The sequence below is a fragment of the Streptomyces sp. NPDC031064 genome (assembly GCF_055570965.1).
This window is the reverse complement of sequence record NZ_JBVIGF010000012.1, coordinates 163,852-182,662: the sequence shown is the minus strand read 5'-3', so window position 1 is coordinate 182,662 and position 18,811 is coordinate 163,852. Positions and strand designations below refer to the sequence as shown.

Here is an 18,811-nt window from a genome sequence, read left to right as displayed (position 1 = left end):
GCCGCTGTGCACAAGGCGACGGCGCCGACTACGACATCGTGGCGGTGGACGGTGACGTCCTGACGGTGGACGTGGCGGGTGCGCGGTGGCGAGGATCCGGGGTGACACGTGTTCCCGGGCGAGAGGCGAAGCCACGCATGGCGAAACACTGGGCGGACTTCCAGTACGAGATCTACCTGAACGGCATGACCGGCGCCGTACCTCGGCTGCCCACGGACCTGACGCGGCTCGAAGAGCTCGCCGAGCGGCGCCTCGGCCCCGGCCCGGTCGGTTACGTGGCCGGGAGCGCGGGCAGCGGCAGCACGGCGGCCGCCAACCGGGGTGCCCTGGAGCGGCGGCGGATCATGCCCCGGATGCTGCGCGACGTGCACGAACGGGACCTGTCGGTCCGGGTACTGGGCCGGGAGCTGCCCGCGCCGCTGGCGCTCGCGCCCGTGGGCGTGCTGTCGATCATGCACCCGGACGCGGAGCCCGCCGCCGCGCGGGCCGCCGCCGCGCACGGGGTGCCGTACGTCCTGTCGTCCGCGTCCAGCACGCCGATGGAGCGGGTCGCCGAGGCGATGGGGGAGGCGGAGCGGTGGTTCCAGCTCTACTGGGCGAAGGACCGGGAGGTCACCCGGTCGTTCCTGGACCGGGCGAAGGCGGCGGGCTTCAGCGTCCTGTTCGTCACGCTGGACACGCCGCTGCTGGCGTGGCGGCCGCGCGACCTGGACCAGGCGTACCTGCCGTTCCTGCACGGCGTGGGCACCGCGAACTACTTCACCGATCCGGCGTTCCAGGCGGGTCTCGCCAAGCCGGTGCACGAGGACCCGAACGCGGCGGTGACGCACTTCGTCTCCATGTTCGCCGACCCCGCCAAGACGTGGCCGGACCTGGCGTTCCTGCGGGAGAACTGGGACGGCCCGATCGTGCTCAAGGGGGTGTTGCACCCGGACGACGCCCGGCGCGCCGTCCAGGCGGGGATGGACGGGGTGGTGGTGTCCAACCACGGCGGCCGCCAGGTGGCCGGTTCGGTCGCGGCCGCCGACGCCCTGCCGCGGGTCGCCGAGGCGGTCGGCGAGCGGCTGACCGTGCTGTTCGACAGCGGGATACGCACGGGTGACGACATCTTCAAGGCCCTCGCGCTGGGCGCGGATTCGGTGCTGGTGGGGCGTCCGTACGCGTACGGGCTCGGCCTCGACGGGCAGGCGGGCGTGGAGCACGTCATCCGCTGCCTGCTCGCCGAACTCGACCTGACGCTGGCCCTGTCGGGGCACTGCACACCCGCCACGCCGGGCCCCGACGACCTCATCGAGGAGTCCGCATGACCGCCCTGAAGAACGTCCTCGCCGTCATCCCCTCCCACATGAGCGGCCGCACCGCCGGCCAGGCGCTCGCGGGGGCCTTCCCCGGCCTGGCCCGCGTCACCGTCGTCGAGACCACCGACGAGGACCCGGCGGCGCTGCGCGAGGCGCACGTCGTCATCACCGCCCTCGGCCCGGTCACCGCCGGGCACATCACGGCGGCGCCGCACCTGGAGCTGGTCCAGTGCGCCAGCCACGGCTACGACTACGTCGACGTGGAGGCGGCCCTCGAACGATCCGTTCCGGTCTGCACGATCGGTTCCAGCGGCGCGGAGCGGCAGAACGTCGCCGAGCACACCTTCGCGCTCATGCTGGCCCTCGCCAAGCAACTGATCCCCGCCCACACCGCGCTGGCCGCCGCGGACTGGGCGCTGCCCCGCCTGCGGCCGTCCCTCACGGAGCTGTCCGGCAAGACGCTCGGCGTCATCGGCCTGGGCGCGATCGGCCAGGAAGTCGCCCGCCGCGCCCTGGCGTTCGACATGAGCGTCGTCTACGCCGGCCGGCGCCCCGCCTCCCCCGAGACGGAGGCCCGCCTGGGCGGCGCCCGTCACCTGGAGCTCGACGAACTCCTCCGCACCGCCGACTACGTCACACTGCACGCCCCGCTCACCGACGCCACCCGCCACCTCCTGGACGCCGGGCGCCTGGCCCTCCTCAAGCCCACCGCCTTCGTCATCAACACCGCCCGTGGCGCCCTCATCGACCAGGACGCCCTCGCCGACGCCCTGGAGTCCGGCACCCTCGCCGGCGCCGCCCTCGACGTCTTCGACCCCGAACCGCCCACCCCGTCCCTACGGCTCCTCAAGGCCCCGAACGTCGTCCTGTCACCCCACGCCGCCGGCGTCACCCGCGAGACGGTCATCCGCATCGCCTTGGCCGCCGTCCAGAACGTCGCCGACCACCTGTCCGGCAAGCCGCCCCGGGACGTCGTGGGGTGACCGGGCGCGGCGGGCTCAGCCCAGGAAGCTGAGCCGCACCTGGCGGTCGGGGTTGTCCTTGTTGGTGTCGACGACGCACACCGACTGCCAGGTGCCGAGCGCCATTTGGCCGTCCACGACCGGGATCGTGGCGTGCGGGGGGACCAGGGCGGGCAGGACGTGGTCGCGGCCGTGGCCGGGGCTGCCGTGGCGGTGCTGCCAGCGGTCGTCGGCGGGGAGGAGGGTGTGCAGGGCGGCCAGCAGGTCGTCGTCGCTGCCGGCGCCGGTCTCCAGGATGGCCACGCCGGTGGTGGCGTGCGGGGTGAAGACGTTCAGCAGACCGTCCCGGCCCGCCGCCACCTCCCGCAGGAAGGAGGCGCAGGCGCCGGTCAGGTCGTGGACCGTCTCCCGGTGGCCGGTGGTGATCCGCAGCGTACGGGTGGTGAATGCGTCGCTCATGAACCCCATGGTGTCACCGAGCCGACGTGCCGGGAGGCGCCGTGGACGCGGCGGGGCGGCGACGTCACGATGGGGGCATGGCGATCAACGGTACGTCAGAAGGGCCGGAGGGGTCGCTGCCGGGCGCCGTCGACGTGGTGGTCATCGGCGGGGGCGTCATCGGGGCGAGCGTCGCGTTCCACCTCGCCGAGGCGGGGGCCGGGCGGGTGCTGGTGGTGGAGCGGGACACGCCCGCGTCCGGGTCGTCCGGGAAGCCGATCGGCGGCGTGCGGGCGCAGTTCTCCGATCCGGTCAACGTGCGGCTGGGGCAGCGCAGCCTGGAGGCCTGGCGGGCGTTCGGGGAGCGGCCCGGGGCCGACATCGGGCTGGAGCAGGTCGGGTACCTGTTCCTGCTCGGGGACGAGGGCGAGGTGGCCGTCTTCCGGGACGGCATGGCGGTGCAGCACGCGTACGGCGTGCCGAGCCGCCTGCTGAGCCCCCGCCAGGCGCACGCCCTGTGCCCGTACGTCGACCCGGCCTCGATCGTGGCCGCCGCCCACTCCCCCGCCGACGGGTACGCGCTGCCCCGGGCTGCCGTCAACGGCTACCTGCGGGCGGCCGCCGCGCTGGGGGCGACGGTCGTCACCCGGTGCGCCGTCACCGGGATCGAGACGTCCGGCGGCGAGGTGCGGGCGGTGCGCACGGCGGCCGGGACGGTCCGTACCGGGGCGGTGATCTGCGCCGCGGGGGCATGGTCCGGGGCGGTCGGCGCGATGGCGGGGGTCGACCTGCCCGTCACGCCGCTGCGGCGGCAGATCGCCCTGACCGGGCGCCTGGACCCGGCACCGCCACGCGTGCCGTTCACCCTCGACTACGGCTCCACGCTGTACTTCCACGGCGACGGCGCCGGCGGGCTCGTGCTGGGGCTGTCCGATCCGCGTGAACGGCCCGGTTTCGGCCGGGAGTTCGACACGGAGTGGCTGGACCTCTTCCGGCAGGCCGCCGCCCGGCGCGCGCCCGCGCTCGTGGACGTGCCGGTGACCGGCGGCTGGGCGGGCCTGTACGAGACGACCCCCGACAACAACGCGCTGATCGGCGAGGCGCCGGGCGTCAGCCGGTTCCTGTACGCGACGGGCTTCTCCGGGCACGGCTTCCTCCAGGCCCCGGCCGTCGGCGAGGTGGTGCGCGACCTGTACCTCGGCCGCACGCCCTTCGTGGACGTGGGGCCACTGACCGCCGAGCGGTTCGACAGTGCCCCCGCCGGGGTGCGCCCGGAGGCGCACATCATCTGACCGGACCGGGAAGATCCAGGCGCCCCCATCCGTTAGTAGAAACGTGAACTACTTGGATGTGGTCGTCATCGGTGCGGGCCAGGCGGGGCTGTCCGCCGCGTACCACCTCCGGCGCGCCGGGCTGGAGCCGGACCGGGACTTCGTCGTCCTGGACCACGCGCCCCGGCCGGGCGGCGCCTGGCAGTTCCGCTGGCCCTCGCTGACCTACGGCCGGGTCCACGGCATGCACGCGCTGCCCGGCATGGAGCTGACCGGCGCCGACGGAAGCCGCCCCTCCTCGGAGGTGATCGGCGAGTACTTCGCGCGGTACGAGGAGACGTTCGGGCTGCGGGTGCACCGGCCGGTCGGCGTCACGGCCGTGCGCGACGGCGGGGACGGGCGCCTGCTGGTGGAGTCCTCGGAGGGTACGTACGCGACGCGGGCCCTGATCAACGCGACCGGCACGTGGGACCGGCCCTTCTGGCCGCGATACCCGGGTCAGGAGACCTTCCGGGGGCGGCAGCTCCACACCGCGGACTACCCGGGGCCGGAGGAGTTCGCCGGGCAACGGGTGATCGTGGTGGGCGGCGGGGCGTCGGGGACGCAGCACCTGATGGAGATCGCCGAGGTGGCCGCGGAGACGACGTGGGTGACGCGGCGCGAGCCCGTCTGGCGCGAGGGCCCGTTCGGGGAGGCGGAGGGCCGGGCGGCGGTCGCCCTGGTGGAGGACCGGGTACGGCGCGGACTGCCGCCCGCGAGCGTGGTCAGCGTGACCGGGCTGCCGCTGAACGACGCGACGCGGCGGGCGCGGGAGGCCGGCGTCCTGGACCGGCAGCCGATGTTCGACCGGATCACCCCGACGGGCGTGGCGTGGGACCGGGGGTCCCCCCTGGGGCTGCGCACGGTGGACGCCGACGTCATCCTGTGGGCGACCGGCTTCCGGGCGGCCATCGACCACTTGGCCCCGCTCCGGCTGCGCGAACCGGGCGGCGGTATCCGGGTGGAGGGCACGCGCGCGGTACGCGACGAGCGCGTCCACCTGGTCGGTTACGGCCCCTCGGCCTCGACCATCGGCGCCAACCGCGCGGGCCGCGCCGCCGTCCGCGACATCCGCCGCCTCCTGGCCCGGGCGGCGAGGGAGACGCGGAAGGGGCGGGAAGCGGGGGACGCACAGGAAGCGTCGGAAGCACGGGAGCCGGTCGCGGTCTGACCTCCGCAGCCGGCCCGGCCGGCCCGGGGGGGCCCGCACCCCCGTGGCGGGCCCCGCCGACGCGCCCGCCTACGCGGCGGCCCGCTCGTGGGCGTTCGCCCGCCAGGTGCGCCCCATCGCCCGGAACAGCGCCGGGTAGACGCCCACGTAGCGGAACGGCTTGATGCACGCCATGTACACCGCGCCGAACAGCCCGTTCGGCTTCACCAGCACGGCCATCTGGCCGCGGTGACCACCGGTCCCGTCCGGGACCCAGCCGATGTGCATGACCGCGTGCACCGTGCGGTTGGCCAGCTCGGCGACCCACTCGTCATGGAGCTGGTACACGGAGGTGAACGGAACCGAACGCGGGTCCTCGCCACGGGGCGCCTCGCGGAGGTCCGCCGGAAGCCGGTCGCGCAGCGTGCGCACCCGGGCGCCGACGCCGGAGCCGGCCTTGTCCCAGCCGAGCAGCGAGCCGAGCTTCCAGCGGATCGCGAACAGCGCGCGGTAGACGGGCGAGGACACGCCGTCGCCCGTCCCGTCGGTGATCTGGCACACCAGATGGCGGAGGTCGTCGGGACCACCCGGGGTCGGCAGGGCCCACACGTCCTCCAGGTGGAAGTCGTGGGCGATCTCGTGGATCCGCCAAGGGCGGGAGGTGTGGGCGGTGCTGGGGAGTCTCATGCGCTGGCCCCTTCTATACGATGCCGTATAGACAAGGCTAGACTCATCTATACGCCCCCGTATAGATCAGGAAGACGTGAGCGGAGACACACCATGGCGATCGCCCGGACGCCCCGTGGCAAGTGGGTCGAGGAGGGGCTGCGGGCACTGTCCGCCGGCGGCCCCGAGGCCGTCCGGATCGAGTCGCTGGCACAGTCCCTCGGCGTCAGCAAGGGCGGTTTCTACGGGTACTTCCGCAACCGTGACGCGCTGCTGACGGAGATCCTCGACACCTGGGAGCGCGAGGTCACCGAGAACGTCATCGAGCGGGTGGAGAACGGCGGCGGGGACGCCAGGACCAAGCTGGGACGGCTGTTCACGATCGCCGGGTCCGGCGACAGCCCGATGACGGGCACCGCCGCCGAACTGGCGATCCGCGACTGGGCGCGCCGCGACGAGGCCGTCGCCGAGCGCCTCAAGCGCGTGGACAACCGGCGCATGGACTACCTGCGCACGCTGTTCGGCTCCTTCTGCCCCGACGAGGACGACGTCGAGGTCCGCTGCCTGATCACCTTCTCGCTGCGGATCGGCAACCACTTCATCGCCGCCGACCACGGCGCGCACACGCGCGCGGAGGTGCTGGAGCTCACCAGGAGGTGGCTCCTCCGATAGCGCCGCCGGACGCCGCCGGTCAGTTCGGCGCCGCCGCGCGGTTCTCGTTGAACTCCTGGACGTTGCGCTGGTGTTCCTCGTAGTCGGCCGTGAAGCGGGTGTCACCGGGCCGCACGCTGACGAAGTAGAGCCAGTCGCCCGCCGGCGGGGCGACCGCCGCGCGCATCGCCTGCTCGCCGGGGTTGGCGATGGGCGTGGGCGGCAGACCCTGGCGGTTGTAGGTGTTGTACGGGTTGTCCATCCGGGTGTCGGCGTGCGACGTGTCGAGGGTGGAGCGGCCCAGCGCGTAGTTGAGGGTCGAGTCCATCTGGAGCGCCATCCCCTGGGCGAGCCGGTTGTGGATGACCCGGGCGACCTTGCCCATGTCCTCCGGGGTGTCGGCCTCGGCCTGCACGATGCTGGCGATGGTCACCGCCTGATAGAGGCTCACGCCACCCGGTTGGCCGGCCGCGCCGGCGCGGTCCGCCCCGAAGCGCTCACCCGCCGTCCTCACCATGTAGTCCAGCAGGCCGCGCGGGGTCGTCTTCTTGTAGACGGGGTACGTGGCGGGGAACAGGAACCCCTCGGGGTTCCCCTGCGCGTCGGCCGGCAGTTGCAGCTTCCCGCCCTCGGCGATCTGCCGGGTGGTTCCGGGCCGCACCTTGAGCGCCTTGTCGACCGCCTCGTACACCTGGCTCGCCCGCCAGCCCTCCGGGATGAGCAGCATGGCCGGCTTCTCCGGGGGCGGCGGCGCCGGGGGCTCCTTGAGCAGCACCAGCGGCACCAGCACCGCGGCCGCCACGACGGCGACCAGGCCCGCGCCCAGGGCCAGTTTGCCGCGGCGGGTCATACGGGGCCTGCGCCCGGGCGCGCCCGGCGGGGACTCGTTCACCATGCGGGCACGCTAACCCGGGACAGGCACAGAACCCGGCAATTACGACATTCGACTACGCCCGACACGTCGAGCACGAACACACGAACAGAGGCTCGGATGTTCGCCCGAACGCATGATCGCCGCGCATTTCCCTGCCCCGCGCCTCTGTGGCGCCTGATGCTTGCGGTGCGCGAGCGACGGGCTGCAGACCGCGGCCGCGCAGTCCCACACATGCACGTGACGCACAAGGAGAACGCACCACATGAACGTCATCACCGACCTGCTCGCCGGCGTCGTCCACTTCATCGGCTGGCTCGTCTGACGCTCGCTCACCCCGGCGCCGTCGCTCCCCCGTCCCACGGGAGCGGCGGCGCCGTCGCGTCAGGACGCGGCCGGAGCGTGCCCGAGCGGCGGCTCAGAACGCGGCCGGAGCGTGCCCGAGCGGCGGCTCAGAACGCGGCCGGACCGTGCCCGAGCGGCACCTCAGGACGCGGCCGGCTCCAGCTCGGCGTCACCGCGCACCAGAGCGGCGTACCGGCCGTCCCGCTCCATCAGCTCCGCATGGGTGCCGCGTTCGGCGATGCGCCCCCCGTCGAGCACGACGATCTCGTCGGCGCCCCTGATGGTGGAGAGCCGGTGGGCGATGGTGATGGTGGTGCGACCGGCGGAGAGCGCGTCGATCGCCTGCTGCACCGCGTGCTCCGTACGGGTGTCGAGGGCGCTGGTCGCCTCGTCCAGGATCAGCACGGGCGGGTCGCGCAGGATGGTCCGGGCGATGGCGAGGCGCTGCTTCTCACCGCCGGAGAAGCGGTACCCGCGCTCACCGACCAGCGTGTCGTACCCGTCGGGCAGGGACGCGATGTGGTCGTGGATCTGCGCCGCCCTGGCGGCCGCCTCGATCTCCTCGTCGGTCGCGTCCGGCCGGGCGAAGCGGAGGTTGTCGGCGACCGAGGCGTGGAACAGGTACGTCTCCTGGGAGACCACGCCCACCCCTCGGGCGAGGCTGTCGAAGTCCAGGTCCCGTACGTCGACGCCGTCCAGCGTGACGCGGCCGCCGGTGACGTCGTACAGCCTCGGGACCAGGTAACTGAGCGTGGACTTGCCCGAGCCGGTGGGTCCGACGACGGCCAGGCTGCCGCCCGCCGGCACGGTGATGTCGATGCCGTGCAGCGTCTCGCCGCTCTTCGCGTCGTACCGGAAGTCGACGTTCTCGAAGCGGACCTCACCGCGGATCTTGTCGAGCCGGACGGGGTCGGCGGGCTCGGTGATGTCGACCGGGAGGTCCAGGTACTCGAAGATCCGCTGGAAGAGGGCGAGGGAGGTCTGTATCTCCACCCCGGTGGAGAGCAGGCTCACGGTGGGCCGGAACAGGCCCTGCTGGAGCGAGACGAACGCGACGAGGGTCCCGATCGAGATGGCCGACCCGCCGGTCTGGAGCGCCAGCCCGGCCGCCCAGTAGATCAGCGCGGGCATGGCGGCCATGACGATCCCGATCGTCGACATCCGCCACCGGCCCGCCATCGAGGCGCGCACCTCCAGCCCGACCAGCCGCTCGGACTCGGCGGCGAAGGACGTGGTGAGGGAGTCCGCGCGGCCCATCGTCCGGCCCAGCAGGATGCCGCTGACGGAGAGCGACTCGGTGACGGTGGCGGCCATGGCGGCCATCTGCTTCTGCCGCTGCGTGGTGATCTTCTTGCGCTCGCGGCCGACCCTGCGGCTGATCCACACGAACAGCGGCAGCAGGAGCAGCGAGACGACCGTCAGCCGCCAGTCCAGTGCCAGCATGGCGACGACGGTGGCCACGACGGCGGTCAGGTTGGACACGAGGGACGTCGCGGTGGAGGTCACGGTCGCCTGCATGCCGCCGATGTCGTTGGCGATGCGGGACTGGACCTCGCCGGTGCGCGTGCGGGTGAAGAAGGCGAGCGGCATGCGCTGCAACTGGCCGTAGACGGCGGTCCGCAGGTCGTGCATGACGCGCTGGCCGACCGTCGTGGAGATCAGCGTCTGCAGTACGCCGAAGACGCTGGTCACCACGGCGGTGAGGATCATGCCGAGGGCGAGGAGCGTGAGCAGGCCGGTGCGCTGCTGCGGGATGGCGGTGTCGAGGATCTCGCGGAGCAGGAAGGGCGAGGCGACCGAGACGAGCGACGAGGCGCCGACGAGCAGACCGACCACGGCCAGCCGGCCGCGATAGGGACGGAAGAGCCGGAGGATGCGCCGGATCTGGGCCGGCGGCTGCTGCGGATCGGGTGGCGGTGGCGTCCAGGTGGACTCTGCGTGGATGCGCATGGGCTCCTTCGGAGGTCGGGTGCTGTGATGTGGGCCGGCCGAGCTGCGCGCCGCACCCTTTGCGAGCATAGCTCACTGTTACCTATCTTCACAATGAAGTTGGTCCTGATACCATCCGGTCATGAACTCCCCCGACGCCGACGGCCTGCTGGCGGAGCAGTTGCTCCGGCTGACCCGGCGCCTGCACCGCAGCCAGAAGCGGCAGCTCGAGTCGGCCGACATAGCGATCACCCCCGCCCAGTCCCGGCTGCTGCGCACGGTCGCGCACTACGACCACCCGCCGCGCATGGCCGATCTCGCCGCCCGCCTCGAAGTCGTGCCCCGCGCGGTGACCAGCCTCGTGGACGGCCTGGAGGCCGGCGGCCGGGTCCGCCGCGTCCCCGACCCGGCCAACCGCCGGGTGGTGCGGATCGAGCTCACCGACGCCGGCCGGGACACGCTGCGGCAGTTGCGCAGCGCGCGCCGGGCGGCCGCAGAGGACATCCTTGCTCCATTGACCGCCGAACAGCGCGAGGTGCTGGGCGGTCTGCTGTCCGCTCTGGTCGACGGAGTGCCGGAGCGGCGCTGCTGACGCCCGTGCCGCCCGTCGAGGGGACCGTGACATGCCGCTGCTGGAGCCGAAGCCCGACGCCCTCCGCCCCGGCGCGCACCGCGGCCCGTCCCCCGACCGGGTGCCCGACCTGGTGGCGCACGGTTCACCCGGACGGCTGCGCGACGAGCTGATCGCGCTGCTCGGCCCCGGCAAGGTGCTGTGGCAGGTCTCCGACCTCGTCCGGTACGCGTCGGACGCGAGCCCCTACCGCTTCGTCCCCCGGGTCGTCGTGCTCGCGGAGGACACCGACGACGTCGCGGCGATCCTGTCGTACGCGCACGACAGGGGCCGTGAGGTGGTGTTCCGGGCGGCCGGGACCAGCCTCAACGGGCAGGCGCAGGGCGAGGACATCCTGGTGGACGTGCGCCGGCACTGGGCCGGGATCGAGGTCCTGGACGGCGGCGCCCGCGCGCGGATCCGGCCGGGCACCACCGTCGCCCGGGCCAACGCCACCCTCGCCCGCCACGGCCGGGTGCTGGGACCCGATCCGGCGAGCGCCGTGGCGTGCACGATCGGCGGGGTCGTCGCCAACAACGCGTCCGGGATGACGGCCGGCACCGCGCGCAATTCCTACCGCACGGTCGCCTCCCTCACCGTCGTACTGCCGTCCGGCACGGTCGTCGACACGGGCGACCCGGCCGCCGGCGAAGCGCTGGCGCGCACCGAGCCCCGCCTGTGCGCCGAGCTGCTCGCCATCAAGGCGGAGATCGAGGCGGACCCCGACCTGACGGCCCGTGTCCGCGCCAAGTACGAGCTGAAGAACACCAACGGCTACCGGCTGGACGCCTTCCTGGACGGCGCCACGCCCGTCGAGATCCTGCGGGGGCTGATGGTCGGCTCGCAGGGCACCTTCGGTTTCATCTCCGAGGTCGTGTTCGACACCCTGCCGCTGGACCGTGAGGTCGCCACGGCGCTGCTGTTCTTCCCGTCCCTGCCGGCCGCCGCGGCCGCCGTCCCGCGGTTCACCGAGGCGGGCGCGGTCGCCGTGGAGCTGATGGACGGCAACACGCTGCGGGCCTCGGTGCGGGTGGACGGGGTCCCCCCGGACTGGGCGCGGCTGCCCGGCCCGACCACGGCGCTGCTGGTGGAGTTCCGGGCGCCCGACACGGCGGCGCTGGAGGCGTACGAACGGGCGGCGGCGCGCGTCCTCGACGAGGTCGAGCTGGTGGCACCGGTGGAGTCGGTGACCAACACCTTCACCCGGGACGCCGGCGTGATTGGCGGGTACTGGAAGGCGCGCAAGGCGTTCGTGGCCGCCGCGGGCGGCAGCCGTCCCCCCGGTACGACGCTGATCACCGAGGACTTCGCGGTGCCGCCGTCACGGCTGGCCGAGGCGTGCGAGGCGCTGCTCGCGCTCCAGGCGGAGCACGGCTTCGACGCCGCCGTCGCCGGGCACGCGGCCCACGGCAACCTGCACTTCCTGCTCGCCTTCGACCCGGCCGATCCGGCCGACGTCGACCGGTACGCGGCCTTCATGGACGACTTCTGCAAGCTGACGGTCGAGGAGTTCGACGGCTCCCTCAAGGCGGAGCACGCCACCGGCCGGAACATCGCGCCGTTCCTGGAGCTGGAGTGGGGGCCGAAGGCCACGGAGCTGATGTGGCGGACGAAACGGGCCTTCGACCCGGAGGGCGTGCTGGCTCCCGGGGTCGTCCTCGACCGTGACCCGCGGGCGCACCTGCGCGGCCTGAAGACGGTGCCGACGGTGGAGCCGATCACCGACGCGTGCATCGAGTGCGGTTTCTGCGAACCGACCTGCCCGAGCGGGGACCTGACGACGACGCCCCGCCAGCGGATCGTGCTGCGCCGGGAGATGATGCGGCAGAGCCCCGGTTCGCCCGTGGAGGACGGGCTTCTCGCGGCGTACGGCTACGCGGCGGTGGACACGTGCGCGGGCGACTCGACGTGCGGGCTCGCCTGCCCGGTGGGCATCGACACCGGGGCGCTGATGAAGCGGCTCCGGCACGCCCGGCACTCGGCGCGCGAGGAGCGGATGGCGGCGCTGGCGGCGCGGCGGTTCGCGGCCGTGGAGTCCTCCGCGCGGCTCGCGGTGGCCACCGGCCGGCGGCTGGGCGACCGGCTGCCGGCGTCCGTGACGGGCCTGCTGCGCAAGGCGGTACGGGCGGACCTGGTGCCCGGGTGGCTGCCGGAGATCCCCGGCGCGGCCGCCGCCGAACTGCCGGCCACGCAGCGGGCGGGCGCGGCCGCCGTGTACTACCCGGCCTGTGTGAACCGGATCTTCGGCGAGCCGCTCGGGTACGACGGGCCGTCCCTGCCCGAGGCGGTGGTCGCCCTGTCGGCACGGGCCGGGAAGCCGGTGTGGATCCCGGGCGACGTGGCGGGCACCTGCTGCGCCACGATCTGGCACTCCAAGGGGTACGAGGAGGGCGCCCGCGTGATGGCCGAGCGCGTGGTGGAGGCCGCGTGGGGCTGGACGGCCGGTGGCCGCCTGCCACTGGTCGTGGACGCCTCCTCGTGCGCGCTGGGCCTGGGCCGCGAGGTGGTGGCGTACCTGAGCGCCCACCACCGCGAGCTGCACGCGGAGCTGACGGTGCTCGACTCGGTGGTGTGGGCCGCCGACGAGCTGCTGCCGCACCTGACGGTACGGCGGAAGGCCGCCTCGGCGGTCGTCCACCCCACCTGCGCGATGCGGCACCTCGGCGACGAGGACCGGCTGCCCGCGCTCGCGGCGGCGTGCGCGGAGGAGGTCCTCGTCCCGGACGACGCCCGGTGCTGTGCCTTCGCGGGCGACCGGGGCATGCTGCACCCGGAGCTGACGGAATCGGCGACGGCCCGGGAGGCGGCCGAGGTGTCGGCGCGGGCCTTCGACGCGTACCTCTCCGCGAACCGCATGTGCGAGCTCGGCATGCACCACGCGACGGGCCGCCCCTACCACTCGGTGCTGCTGGAGCTGGAGCGGGCGACCCGGCCCTGAGGGGTGCCGGCGGCCCGGCGGGCGCCGCTCAAGTGATCAGCAGGCAGCGGACGTAGACGAGTCCGGGTGCCGTCGCCTCGACGCGCCAGGCGCGCTCCCCCTGGGGACGGGAGACGAAGGCGCTGCCGCCCTCGGCCAGGTCGAAGCCGCCGCCGACGGCTTCGGCGCGCCTGTCCGGGCAGGTCGCGGTGCCCGTGAACGTGCCGTCGGGGGAGAAGTCGAGCGCGGCCCGGTGCGTGTTGACCTGGGTGGCTTGCGGGGAGGGCGCCCTGACGTGTGCCTGGGCCGTGGTGTCGGCGAGGGAGGCCGTGGCGACGACCGCCCCGACCGTGACGGCGCTGAGCACGGCGACCAGAGGGCGGATCCCGGAGTGACGCATGACTGTTGCTCCCTTCGTACCTGGATACGCCGGACCCATGCCCTGCTCGATCGCAGGAGAGGCCCCATCGGCTTGAACACGCCACAACCGAGCGCAACAGAGCGGACCACAAGAGTCCATGTGCTCGAAACGAGAGTCCAACCAGCCCCCTTGCGCATCACCAGCCCCAACAGCCAGGGTCCTTGCCGGGATTCATGAACCAGCCGCGCACACAACGCACTGGAGGTTCGATGAACGACGCAGCACCCGGGAACCAGGACCGGGCGCAGGACTCCCCCAGCCGGCGGTCCGTCCTGCGGACCACCGCCGGGGTGGCGGGCGCCGCCGGACTGGGGCTCGGCGCGCTGGGCGGTACCGCTGCCGCCGCCGAGAACGACGCACCGGAGACCACCACCACTCCCCCGCGCCAGGGCCGCACGATGGCCGGCGTGCCCTTCGAGCGGCGCTCCACCGTCCGCGTCGCGATCGTCGGGCTCGGCAACCGCGGCGGCAGCATGATCGACCTGTTCCTCGCCCTCCCCGGCGTCCGGGTGGTCGCCGTCTGCGATCCCGTGAAGGCCAAGACGGAACAGGCCGCCGCCAAGGTGGTGCGGGCCGGGCAGCCGTCGCCCGCCGTCTACGCCAACGGGGAGAACGACTACGAGCGGCTCTGCGAGCGCGGCGACATCGACCTCGTCTATGTGGCGACCCCGTGGGACGTCCACTTCGCCATGGCGAAGACGGCGATGCTGAACGGCAAGCACGTCGGCGTCGAGTGCCCCATCGCGATGCGCCTGGACGAGCTGTGGGAGCTGGTCGACCTCTCGGAGCGCACCCGCCGCCACTGCATGCAGCTCGAGAACTGCTGCTACGGCAAGAACGAGATGCGGGTGCTGCGCATGGCCCACGCCGGCAGGTTCGGCGAGCTGCTGCACGGGGCCGGGGCGTACAACCACGACTTGCGGGGCCTGATGTTCTCGCCGACGTACTACGAGGGCCCCTGGCGCCGGTTGTGGCACACCCGGCTGCGGGGCGACCTGTACCCCAACCACGGCTTCGGGCCGGTCGCCAACTACATGGACGTCAACCGGGGCGACCGCGCGGTCAGCATCAGCAGCTTCGGCACCCCGGCGCTGGGCCTGGCCGAGTACCGCGAGGCCAACATGCCGCCGGACGACCCGAGCTGGAAGGAGACGTACATCGAGAGCGACCGCACCATCAGCATGGTGCGGACCGCCAAGGGCCGGGTGATCCGGCTGGAGCACGACGTGTCGACACCGCACCCGTACAGCAGGATCAACAGCCTCGGCGGCACGAAGGGCGTCTTCGAGGACTACCCGGCGCGGATATACATCGAGCCGGACCACAACGACCACCGCTGGGCCGACTTCTCGGCGTACGCGGACGAGTTCGACCACTGGCTCTGGAAGGAGCACGCCAACCCGCCCGGCGGCCACGGCGGGATGGACTACATCATGGTGTTCCGGCTGATGCAGTGCATGAGGCTCGGCCTGGTCCCCGACTTCGACGTGTACGACGCGGCCACCTGGACGGCCCCGGTGCCGCTGAGCCACGCCTCCGTCAAGGCGAACGGCGCTCCGCAGCGGATACCCGACTTCACGCGCGGCGAGTGGAGGAGGGCCCGGTCGGGCGTGGACTCCGTCAAGCCGGAGTGAGCGTCGTGGGAGCGGGCCCGGTCCGGGCCCGCTCCCCGCGTTCAGCAGCGGCGGTGGTCCTCCGTCACCGTGCCCTGCGCCGTCCTCAGGGTCCGGTCGTGGCAACCGCCGGAACCGTGCAGCCGGTAGCGCTCGGAGCTGGTGCCGACGGCGTGCCGCTGGTCGCGCGGGACGCCCGTGGTGTACGTCGCGTCGCCCGTGTACGTGTCGTCGAGCCGGGACCACCTGGGCCGCTCGCCGTTGCGGAGGACCACGGTGTGGGCGCGGTCGCCGAGCGCCAGCACGGTGCGCAGCCGGTCGCCCGCGCCGAGCGTGGTCTCGCCGTCCATGGTGTACGTGCGGTGGGTGCGGGTGGTGGTCCCGTCCCGGGTCACGGTCTCGTCGTCCCGCCAGGTCGCCGTCAGCGCGTCCCGGCTCTCGCCGTCGGTCCAGCGGTGTACGGAGGTGGCGGCCACCGTCCGGGTCACGGTCGTCGTCACCCGGCCGTGCGAGGTGTCCAGGTGGCCGGCGACGGTGAGCCGGTGGGCGGCCTCGGTGTCGAGGCGGTGCTCGGTACCCGGCGTGTGGTGCGAGGAGTTGGCGGGCGCGCTCTGCTCGTGCCGGGTCAGCGCGCCGGTGACGACGTCGCGGCCCTCGTCCTGCCAGACGAGCACGTTCGTCGGCGTCGACCAGCCGGTCTGCCCGGCGGGGACGCCCGCGACGGACACCTCGACGCGGTGCGGGCGGCCGTCGTTGAGCAGCGCGGCGAACGGCGTCAGGTCGTAGACGACGGGCTTGACGTCGAAGGCGCGGGGGCCGGGGATCACGTACCAGAGGAAGGGGTTGGACCAGCCGCCCGTCCAGACCGTCGGGAAGGGGGCGGCGATCCCGGCGAGCCGTCCGTCGACCGAGATCCGCACCTCGCGGTGGGGTCCGTCGGCCGCCTTGCACGAGTAGGGCGCGGCGTCCGGGACGGTCATGTACCAGTACTCCTCGCAGCCGCCGCCGGAGCCGGTGGCGTACACCTCGGCGAGGATGCGTTCGGAGTTGCGCGGGGTGGTCAGGGACGGGGTGCCGAGCGGGATCACCCGGTCGGGTACGCCGGCGGACGGGGCGGGGGTCCCCGCGTAGAACGTCAGCGTGACCGTGACGTCGATGACTCCGGTGTACGTGTCGTTGACGACGTTGCCGATGAGCATCTCGACCGGTTGCGGGCGGCGCAGGGTGTCGCTGTAACGGGTGATGTCGGTCTCCACCGACCAGGTGATGCCGTCGGGAGACGGCTGGGGGGTGGAGGTGCGGAAGACCTCGACACCGCCGATGGCGAGGTGGCCGAGGCGGTCGTACTGGCGTCCCTTCACCCTGCCGTCGAGCCGCAGCACCACCGTGCTCCACCGGTCGCCGCACCCCTTGGGGGGCGTGTAGGTGCCCCGGTAGGGCGTGAAGTCGCGGAACTGCGCCTGGGCGAGGGTCATCTCGCACGTGGGCGCACCGGCCGGCCGGGGTACGGGCGGGGCGGCGGTGACCGGATCGTGCCAGTCGGTGCCGAACTCGGCGGGCGGCTGGGGTGATACGGCGGAGGCGGACGGGGCGGAACCGAACAGCGCGGTGAGGGCCAGCACTCCAGCCGTGAGCATGCTCATGACTTTTCGTTGTCTCATGGGCCGCGAGTGAAGCGCGGGGCGGGCGTCGGGCGCCAGAGGCCGGCGGTGAACCTTGGCGCGTTCCGCACGCTTCCGCCGGAAAATCGATTGCCGACCGTGGGTCCGGAAGGCGAACCTTGCACGGCTTCCGGCAGCCGTGCAGCGCGGCCCCGCCGTGCCCTGCCCTCCCCCGTCGACGGAACCCCTGGGACGTCATGCAGATTCACCATCTCCCGTACGCGGACCCGGGCGATCCCGACGTCCGATCGGGCACCCGCTTCCTGCTGTGGCTGGGCCGCAACCAACTCGGCGGGCAGGTCAAGTCCACGCTGTGGGGCCTGCTGCTGCACCTCGGCATCGCCGGGCTCCCGCTCGGCGTGGGCCTCGCCGTGCAGGCCGTCATCGACCGCTCGGGCGGCGGTCTGGCCCGGGCGGGCGCCCTGATCGCCCTGCTCGGCGCGGCCATCGCGGTGGGCGACACCATGCAGCACCGCACGGCGGTCACCAACTGGATCACGTCCGCCGCCCGCGTCCAGCAGTTGCTGGCGCGCAAGACCGCCGAGTTGGGCTCGCTGCTGACCCGGCGGGTCGCCGCGGGCGAGGTCGTCGCCGTCTCCACCGGGGACGTCGAGAAGATCGGCTGGTTCGTGGAGGTGCTGTCCCGGTTCGCCGCGGCGGCCACCACGCTGCTGCTGGTCTGCGTGGGCCTGGTGGTCTACCAGCCCGCCCTCGGTGTCGTCGTCGCCGCCGGCCTGCCCGTCGTGGCCCTCGCCGCCCTGCCGCTGCTGCCCCGCGCCACCCGGCGTGCGGACGTGCAGCGGGAGAAGGCCGGCCGCGCCACCGAGCTGGCCTCGGACACGGTGGCCGGCCTGCGCGTCCTGCGCGGCATCGGCGGCGAGGAACTGTTCCTCGGCCGCTACCGCGAGGCCTCCCAGGAGGTGCGCCGGGCCGCCGTGCGCAGCGCCCGCATGTGGGCGCTGATCGCGGCGGTCCAGGTGCTGCTGCCGGGACTGCTGCTGGTCGTGGTGGTGCTGTACGGGGCGAAGCTCGCCCTGGAGGGCCACGTCTCGGTCGGCGAACTGGTCACCGTGTACGGGGCGGTGACCCTCGCCCACCACCCCTTGCGCACGTTCGAGGAGCTGGCGATGGCGTACTCCTTCTCGCGGCCCTCCGCGAAACGCGCCGCCCGGGTGCTCGCCCTCACGCGCACGACGACCACCACTGTGACCGGCGCCCACGAGCGGCCGGGCGGGGACCTGTACGACCCGGTGACCGGGCTGCTCGCCCCGGCCGGCCTGTTCACCGCCGTCGTGTGCGGCGACCCGGACGCCGCCGGGCAGTTGGCCGACCGGCTCGGGGGGCACCCCTCCGAGGACCCGGACGCGCACGTCTCCGTCCTCCTCGGCGGCGTACCGCTGGACGAACTCCCGCTCGACACGGCACGATCGGCCGTCCTCGTCCAGGACAAGGACCCGGTCCTGCTCTCCGGCACCCTGCACGAACTGCTGGATGTGCCGTCGTCCGGGAAGGTGAGCGCCGCGGACGCCCTGGCGGCGGCCCAGTGCGGTGACGTGCTGGAGGCGCTCGCCCAGGCGTCGGCGGACGGCGACGGCGACCCCATGCGCACCCGGATCACCGAGCGCGGCCGGTCGCTATCGGGCGGACAGCGCCAGCGCCTGGCCCTGGCCCGGTCGCTGGTGACCGACCCGGAGGTGCTGGTGCTGGACGAACCGACATCGGCGGTGGACTCGCACACCGAGGCGCGGGTCGCGGCGGGCGTCCAGCGGCTGCGCACCGGCCGGACGACCGTGGTGCTGGCCTCCTCGCCGCTGCTGCTCGACCTCGCGGACCGGGTGGTGCTGGTCCACGCGGGCGAGGCGGTGGCGGTGGGCACCCACCGCGAGCTGCTGGCCACCGATGAGCGCTACCGCGCCGTGGTCACGCGCGAGACCTAAGAGGAAGCGCTTGTGGACATCGACCTTGTGGA

General features: G+C 73.4%; 15 protein-coding genes. 9 read left to right on the top strand and 6 right to left on the bottom strand.

Annotated features, from left to right (window positions below):
- The first annotated feature begins 137 nt into the window (after window positions 1-137).
- Together ACZ46W_RS33835 and ACZ46W_RS33830 are read left to right on the top strand one after the other, a co-directional pair.
- Window positions 138-1,307, top strand: coding sequence for a lactate 2-monooxygenase (locus ACZ46W_RS33835; protein ID WP_468345928.1), 1,170 nt, complete (start codon window positions 138-140; stop codon window positions 1,305-1,307).
- Window positions 1,304-2,281 carry a 2-hydroxyacid dehydrogenase gene (locus ACZ46W_RS33830; RefSeq protein ID WP_468345926.1) on the top strand — a complete coding sequence of 326 codons (978 nt, stop codon included), beginning with the start codon at window positions 1,304-1,306 and terminating at the stop codon, window positions 2,279-2,281. Before ACZ46W_RS33835 ends, ACZ46W_RS33830 begins: the two co-directional genes overlap by 4 nt.
- A 15-nt stretch (window positions 2,282-2,296) precedes the next feature.
- Here ACZ46W_RS33830 and ACZ46W_RS33825 read toward each other — a convergent pair whose 3' ends face one another.
- On the bottom strand, window positions 2,297-2,719 hold the full coding sequence (locus ACZ46W_RS33825) for a secondary thiamine-phosphate synthase enzyme YjbQ (RefSeq protein WP_468345924.1): 423 nt from the start codon (window positions 2,717-2,719) through the stop codon (window positions 2,297-2,299).
- Between the two features lie 77 nt (window positions 2,720-2,796).
- Between ACZ46W_RS33825 and ACZ46W_RS33820 the strand changes: the two genes are divergently transcribed.
- On the top strand, window positions 2,797-3,990 hold the full coding sequence (locus ACZ46W_RS33820) for an NAD(P)/FAD-dependent oxidoreductase (protein ID WP_468345922.1): 1,194 nt from the start codon (window positions 2,797-2,799) through the stop codon (window positions 3,988-3,990).
- Window positions 3,991-4,033: 43 nt separating this feature from the next.
- A complete protein-coding gene (locus tag ACZ46W_RS33815) occupies window positions 4,034-5,179 on the top strand; it encodes an FAD-dependent oxidoreductase (RefSeq protein WP_468345920.1) in 1,146 nt (381 codons plus the stop codon).
- A 69-nt stretch (window positions 5,180-5,248) separates the two neighbouring features.
- On the opposite strand, the gene ACZ46W_RS33810 is transcribed toward ACZ46W_RS33815, so the two are convergent.
- Window positions 5,249-5,845, bottom strand: coding sequence for a DUF2867 domain-containing protein (locus ACZ46W_RS33810; protein WP_468345918.1), 597 nt, complete (start codon window positions 5,843-5,845; stop codon window positions 5,249-5,251).
- Between the two features lie 93 nt (window positions 5,846-5,938).
- Between ACZ46W_RS33810 and ACZ46W_RS33805 the strand changes: the two genes are divergently transcribed.
- Entirely contained in the window at window positions 5,939-6,496 is a 558-nt protein-coding gene (locus ACZ46W_RS33805; RefSeq protein WP_468345916.1) for a TetR family transcriptional regulator, read from the top strand.
- A 19-nt stretch (window positions 6,497-6,515) separates the two neighbouring features.
- Here ACZ46W_RS33805 and mltG read toward each other — a convergent pair whose 3' ends face one another.
- Together mltG and ACZ46W_RS33795 are read right to left on the bottom strand one after the other, a co-directional pair.
- Complete coding sequence (gene mltG / locus ACZ46W_RS33800; protein WP_468345914.1) at window positions 6,516-7,370, bottom strand: endolytic transglycosylase MltG; 855 nt, start codon at window positions 7,368-7,370, stop codon at window positions 6,516-6,518.
- 462 nt (window positions 7,371-7,832) lie between these two features.
- Entirely contained in the window at window positions 7,833-9,641 is a 1,809-nt protein-coding gene (locus ACZ46W_RS33795; protein WP_468345912.1) for an ABC transporter ATP-binding protein, read from the bottom strand.
- 121 nt (window positions 9,642-9,762) lie between these two features.
- On the opposite strand from ACZ46W_RS33795, the gene ACZ46W_RS33790 reads away from it, so the two are divergent.
- Window positions 9,763-10,212: a MarR family winged helix-turn-helix transcriptional regulator gene (locus ACZ46W_RS33790; RefSeq protein WP_468345910.1), complete on the top strand. Its 450-nt coding sequence runs from the start codon at window positions 9,763-9,765 to the stop codon at window positions 10,210-10,212.
- Between the two features lie 31 nt (window positions 10,213-10,243).
- Window positions 10,244-13,168 (top strand): FAD-binding and (Fe-S)-binding domain-containing protein, encoded by a 2,925-nt coding sequence (locus tag ACZ46W_RS33785; RefSeq protein WP_468345908.1) that lies wholly within the window; start codon window positions 10,244-10,246, stop codon window positions 13,166-13,168.
- 28 nt (window positions 13,169-13,196) lie between these two features.
- Here ACZ46W_RS33785 and ACZ46W_RS33780 read toward each other — a convergent pair whose 3' ends face one another.
- Window positions 13,197-13,547 carry a hypothetical protein gene (locus ACZ46W_RS33780; protein ID WP_468345906.1) on the bottom strand — a complete coding sequence of 117 codons (351 nt, stop codon included), beginning with the start codon at window positions 13,545-13,547 and terminating at the stop codon, window positions 13,197-13,199.
- A 230-nt stretch (window positions 13,548-13,777) separates the two neighbouring features.
- Here ACZ46W_RS33780 and ACZ46W_RS33775 point away from each other — a divergent pair, with 230 nt between their 5' ends.
- Window positions 13,778-15,202 (top strand): Gfo/Idh/MocA family protein, encoded by a 1,425-nt coding sequence (locus tag ACZ46W_RS33775; protein WP_468345904.1) that lies wholly within the window; start codon window positions 13,778-13,780, stop codon window positions 15,200-15,202.
- Between the two features lie 41 nt (window positions 15,203-15,243).
- On the opposite strand, the gene ACZ46W_RS33770 is transcribed toward ACZ46W_RS33775, so the two are convergent.
- Window positions 15,244-16,842: a peptide-N4-asparagine amidase gene (locus ACZ46W_RS33770; RefSeq protein ID WP_468345902.1), complete on the bottom strand. Its 1,599-nt coding sequence runs from the start codon at window positions 16,840-16,842 to the stop codon at window positions 15,244-15,246.
- Between the two features lie 197 nt (window positions 16,843-17,039).
- On the opposite strand from ACZ46W_RS33770, the gene ACZ46W_RS33765 reads away from it, so the two are divergent.
- A complete protein-coding gene (locus ACZ46W_RS33765) occupies window positions 17,040-18,779 on the top strand; it encodes an ABC transporter transmembrane domain-containing protein (RefSeq protein ID WP_468345900.1) in 1,740 nt (579 codons plus the stop codon).
- Window positions 18,780-18,811: the final 32 nt, after the last annotated feature.

Coding starts and splice junctions, on each gene's coding strand:
- ACZ46W_RS33830 (WP_468345926.1), top strand. CDS start 1,304: ATGACCGCCCTGAAGAACGTCCTCGCCGTCATCCCCTCCCACATGAGC.
- ACZ46W_RS33785 (WP_468345908.1), top strand. CDS start 10,244: ATGCCGCTGCTGGAGCCGAAGCCCGACGCCCTCCGCCCCGGCGCGCAC.
- ACZ46W_RS33835 (WP_468345928.1), top strand. CDS start 138: ATGGCGAAACACTGGGCGGACTTCCAGTACGAGATCTACCTGAACGGC.
- ACZ46W_RS33805 (WP_468345916.1), top strand. CDS start 5,939: ATGGCGATCGCCCGGACGCCCCGTGGCAAGTGGGTCGAGGAGGGGCTG.
- mltG (WP_468345914.1), bottom strand. CDS start 7,370: ATGGTGAACGAGTCCCCGCCGGGCGCGCCCGGGCGCAGGCCCCGTATG.
- ACZ46W_RS33795 (WP_468345912.1), bottom strand. CDS start 9,641: ATGCGCATCCACGCAGAGTCCACCTGGACGCCACCGCCACCCGATCCG.
- ACZ46W_RS33825 (WP_468345924.1), bottom strand. CDS start 2,719: ATGAGCGACGCATTCACCACCCGTACGCTGCGGATCACCACCGGCCAC.
- ACZ46W_RS33775 (WP_468345904.1), top strand. CDS start 13,778: ATGAACGACGCAGCACCCGGGAACCAGGACCGGGCGCAGGACTCCCCC.
- ACZ46W_RS33770 (WP_468345902.1), bottom strand. CDS start 16,842: ATGAGACAACGAAAAGTCATGAGCATGCTCACGGCTGGAGTGCTGGCC.
- ACZ46W_RS33765 (WP_468345900.1), top strand. CDS start 17,040: ATGCAGATTCACCATCTCCCGTACGCGGACCCGGGCGATCCCGACGTC.
- ACZ46W_RS33810 (WP_468345918.1), bottom strand. CDS start 5,845: ATGAGACTCCCCAGCACCGCCCACACCTCCCGCCCTTGGCGGATCCAC.
- ACZ46W_RS33790 (WP_468345910.1), top strand. CDS start 9,763: ATGAACTCCCCCGACGCCGACGGCCTGCTGGCGGAGCAGTTGCTCCGG.
- ACZ46W_RS33820 (WP_468345922.1), top strand. CDS start 2,797: ATGGCGATCAACGGTACGTCAGAAGGGCCGGAGGGGTCGCTGCCGGGC.
- ACZ46W_RS33780 (WP_468345906.1), bottom strand. CDS start 13,547: ATGCGTCACTCCGGGATCCGCCCTCTGGTCGCCGTGCTCAGCGCCGTC.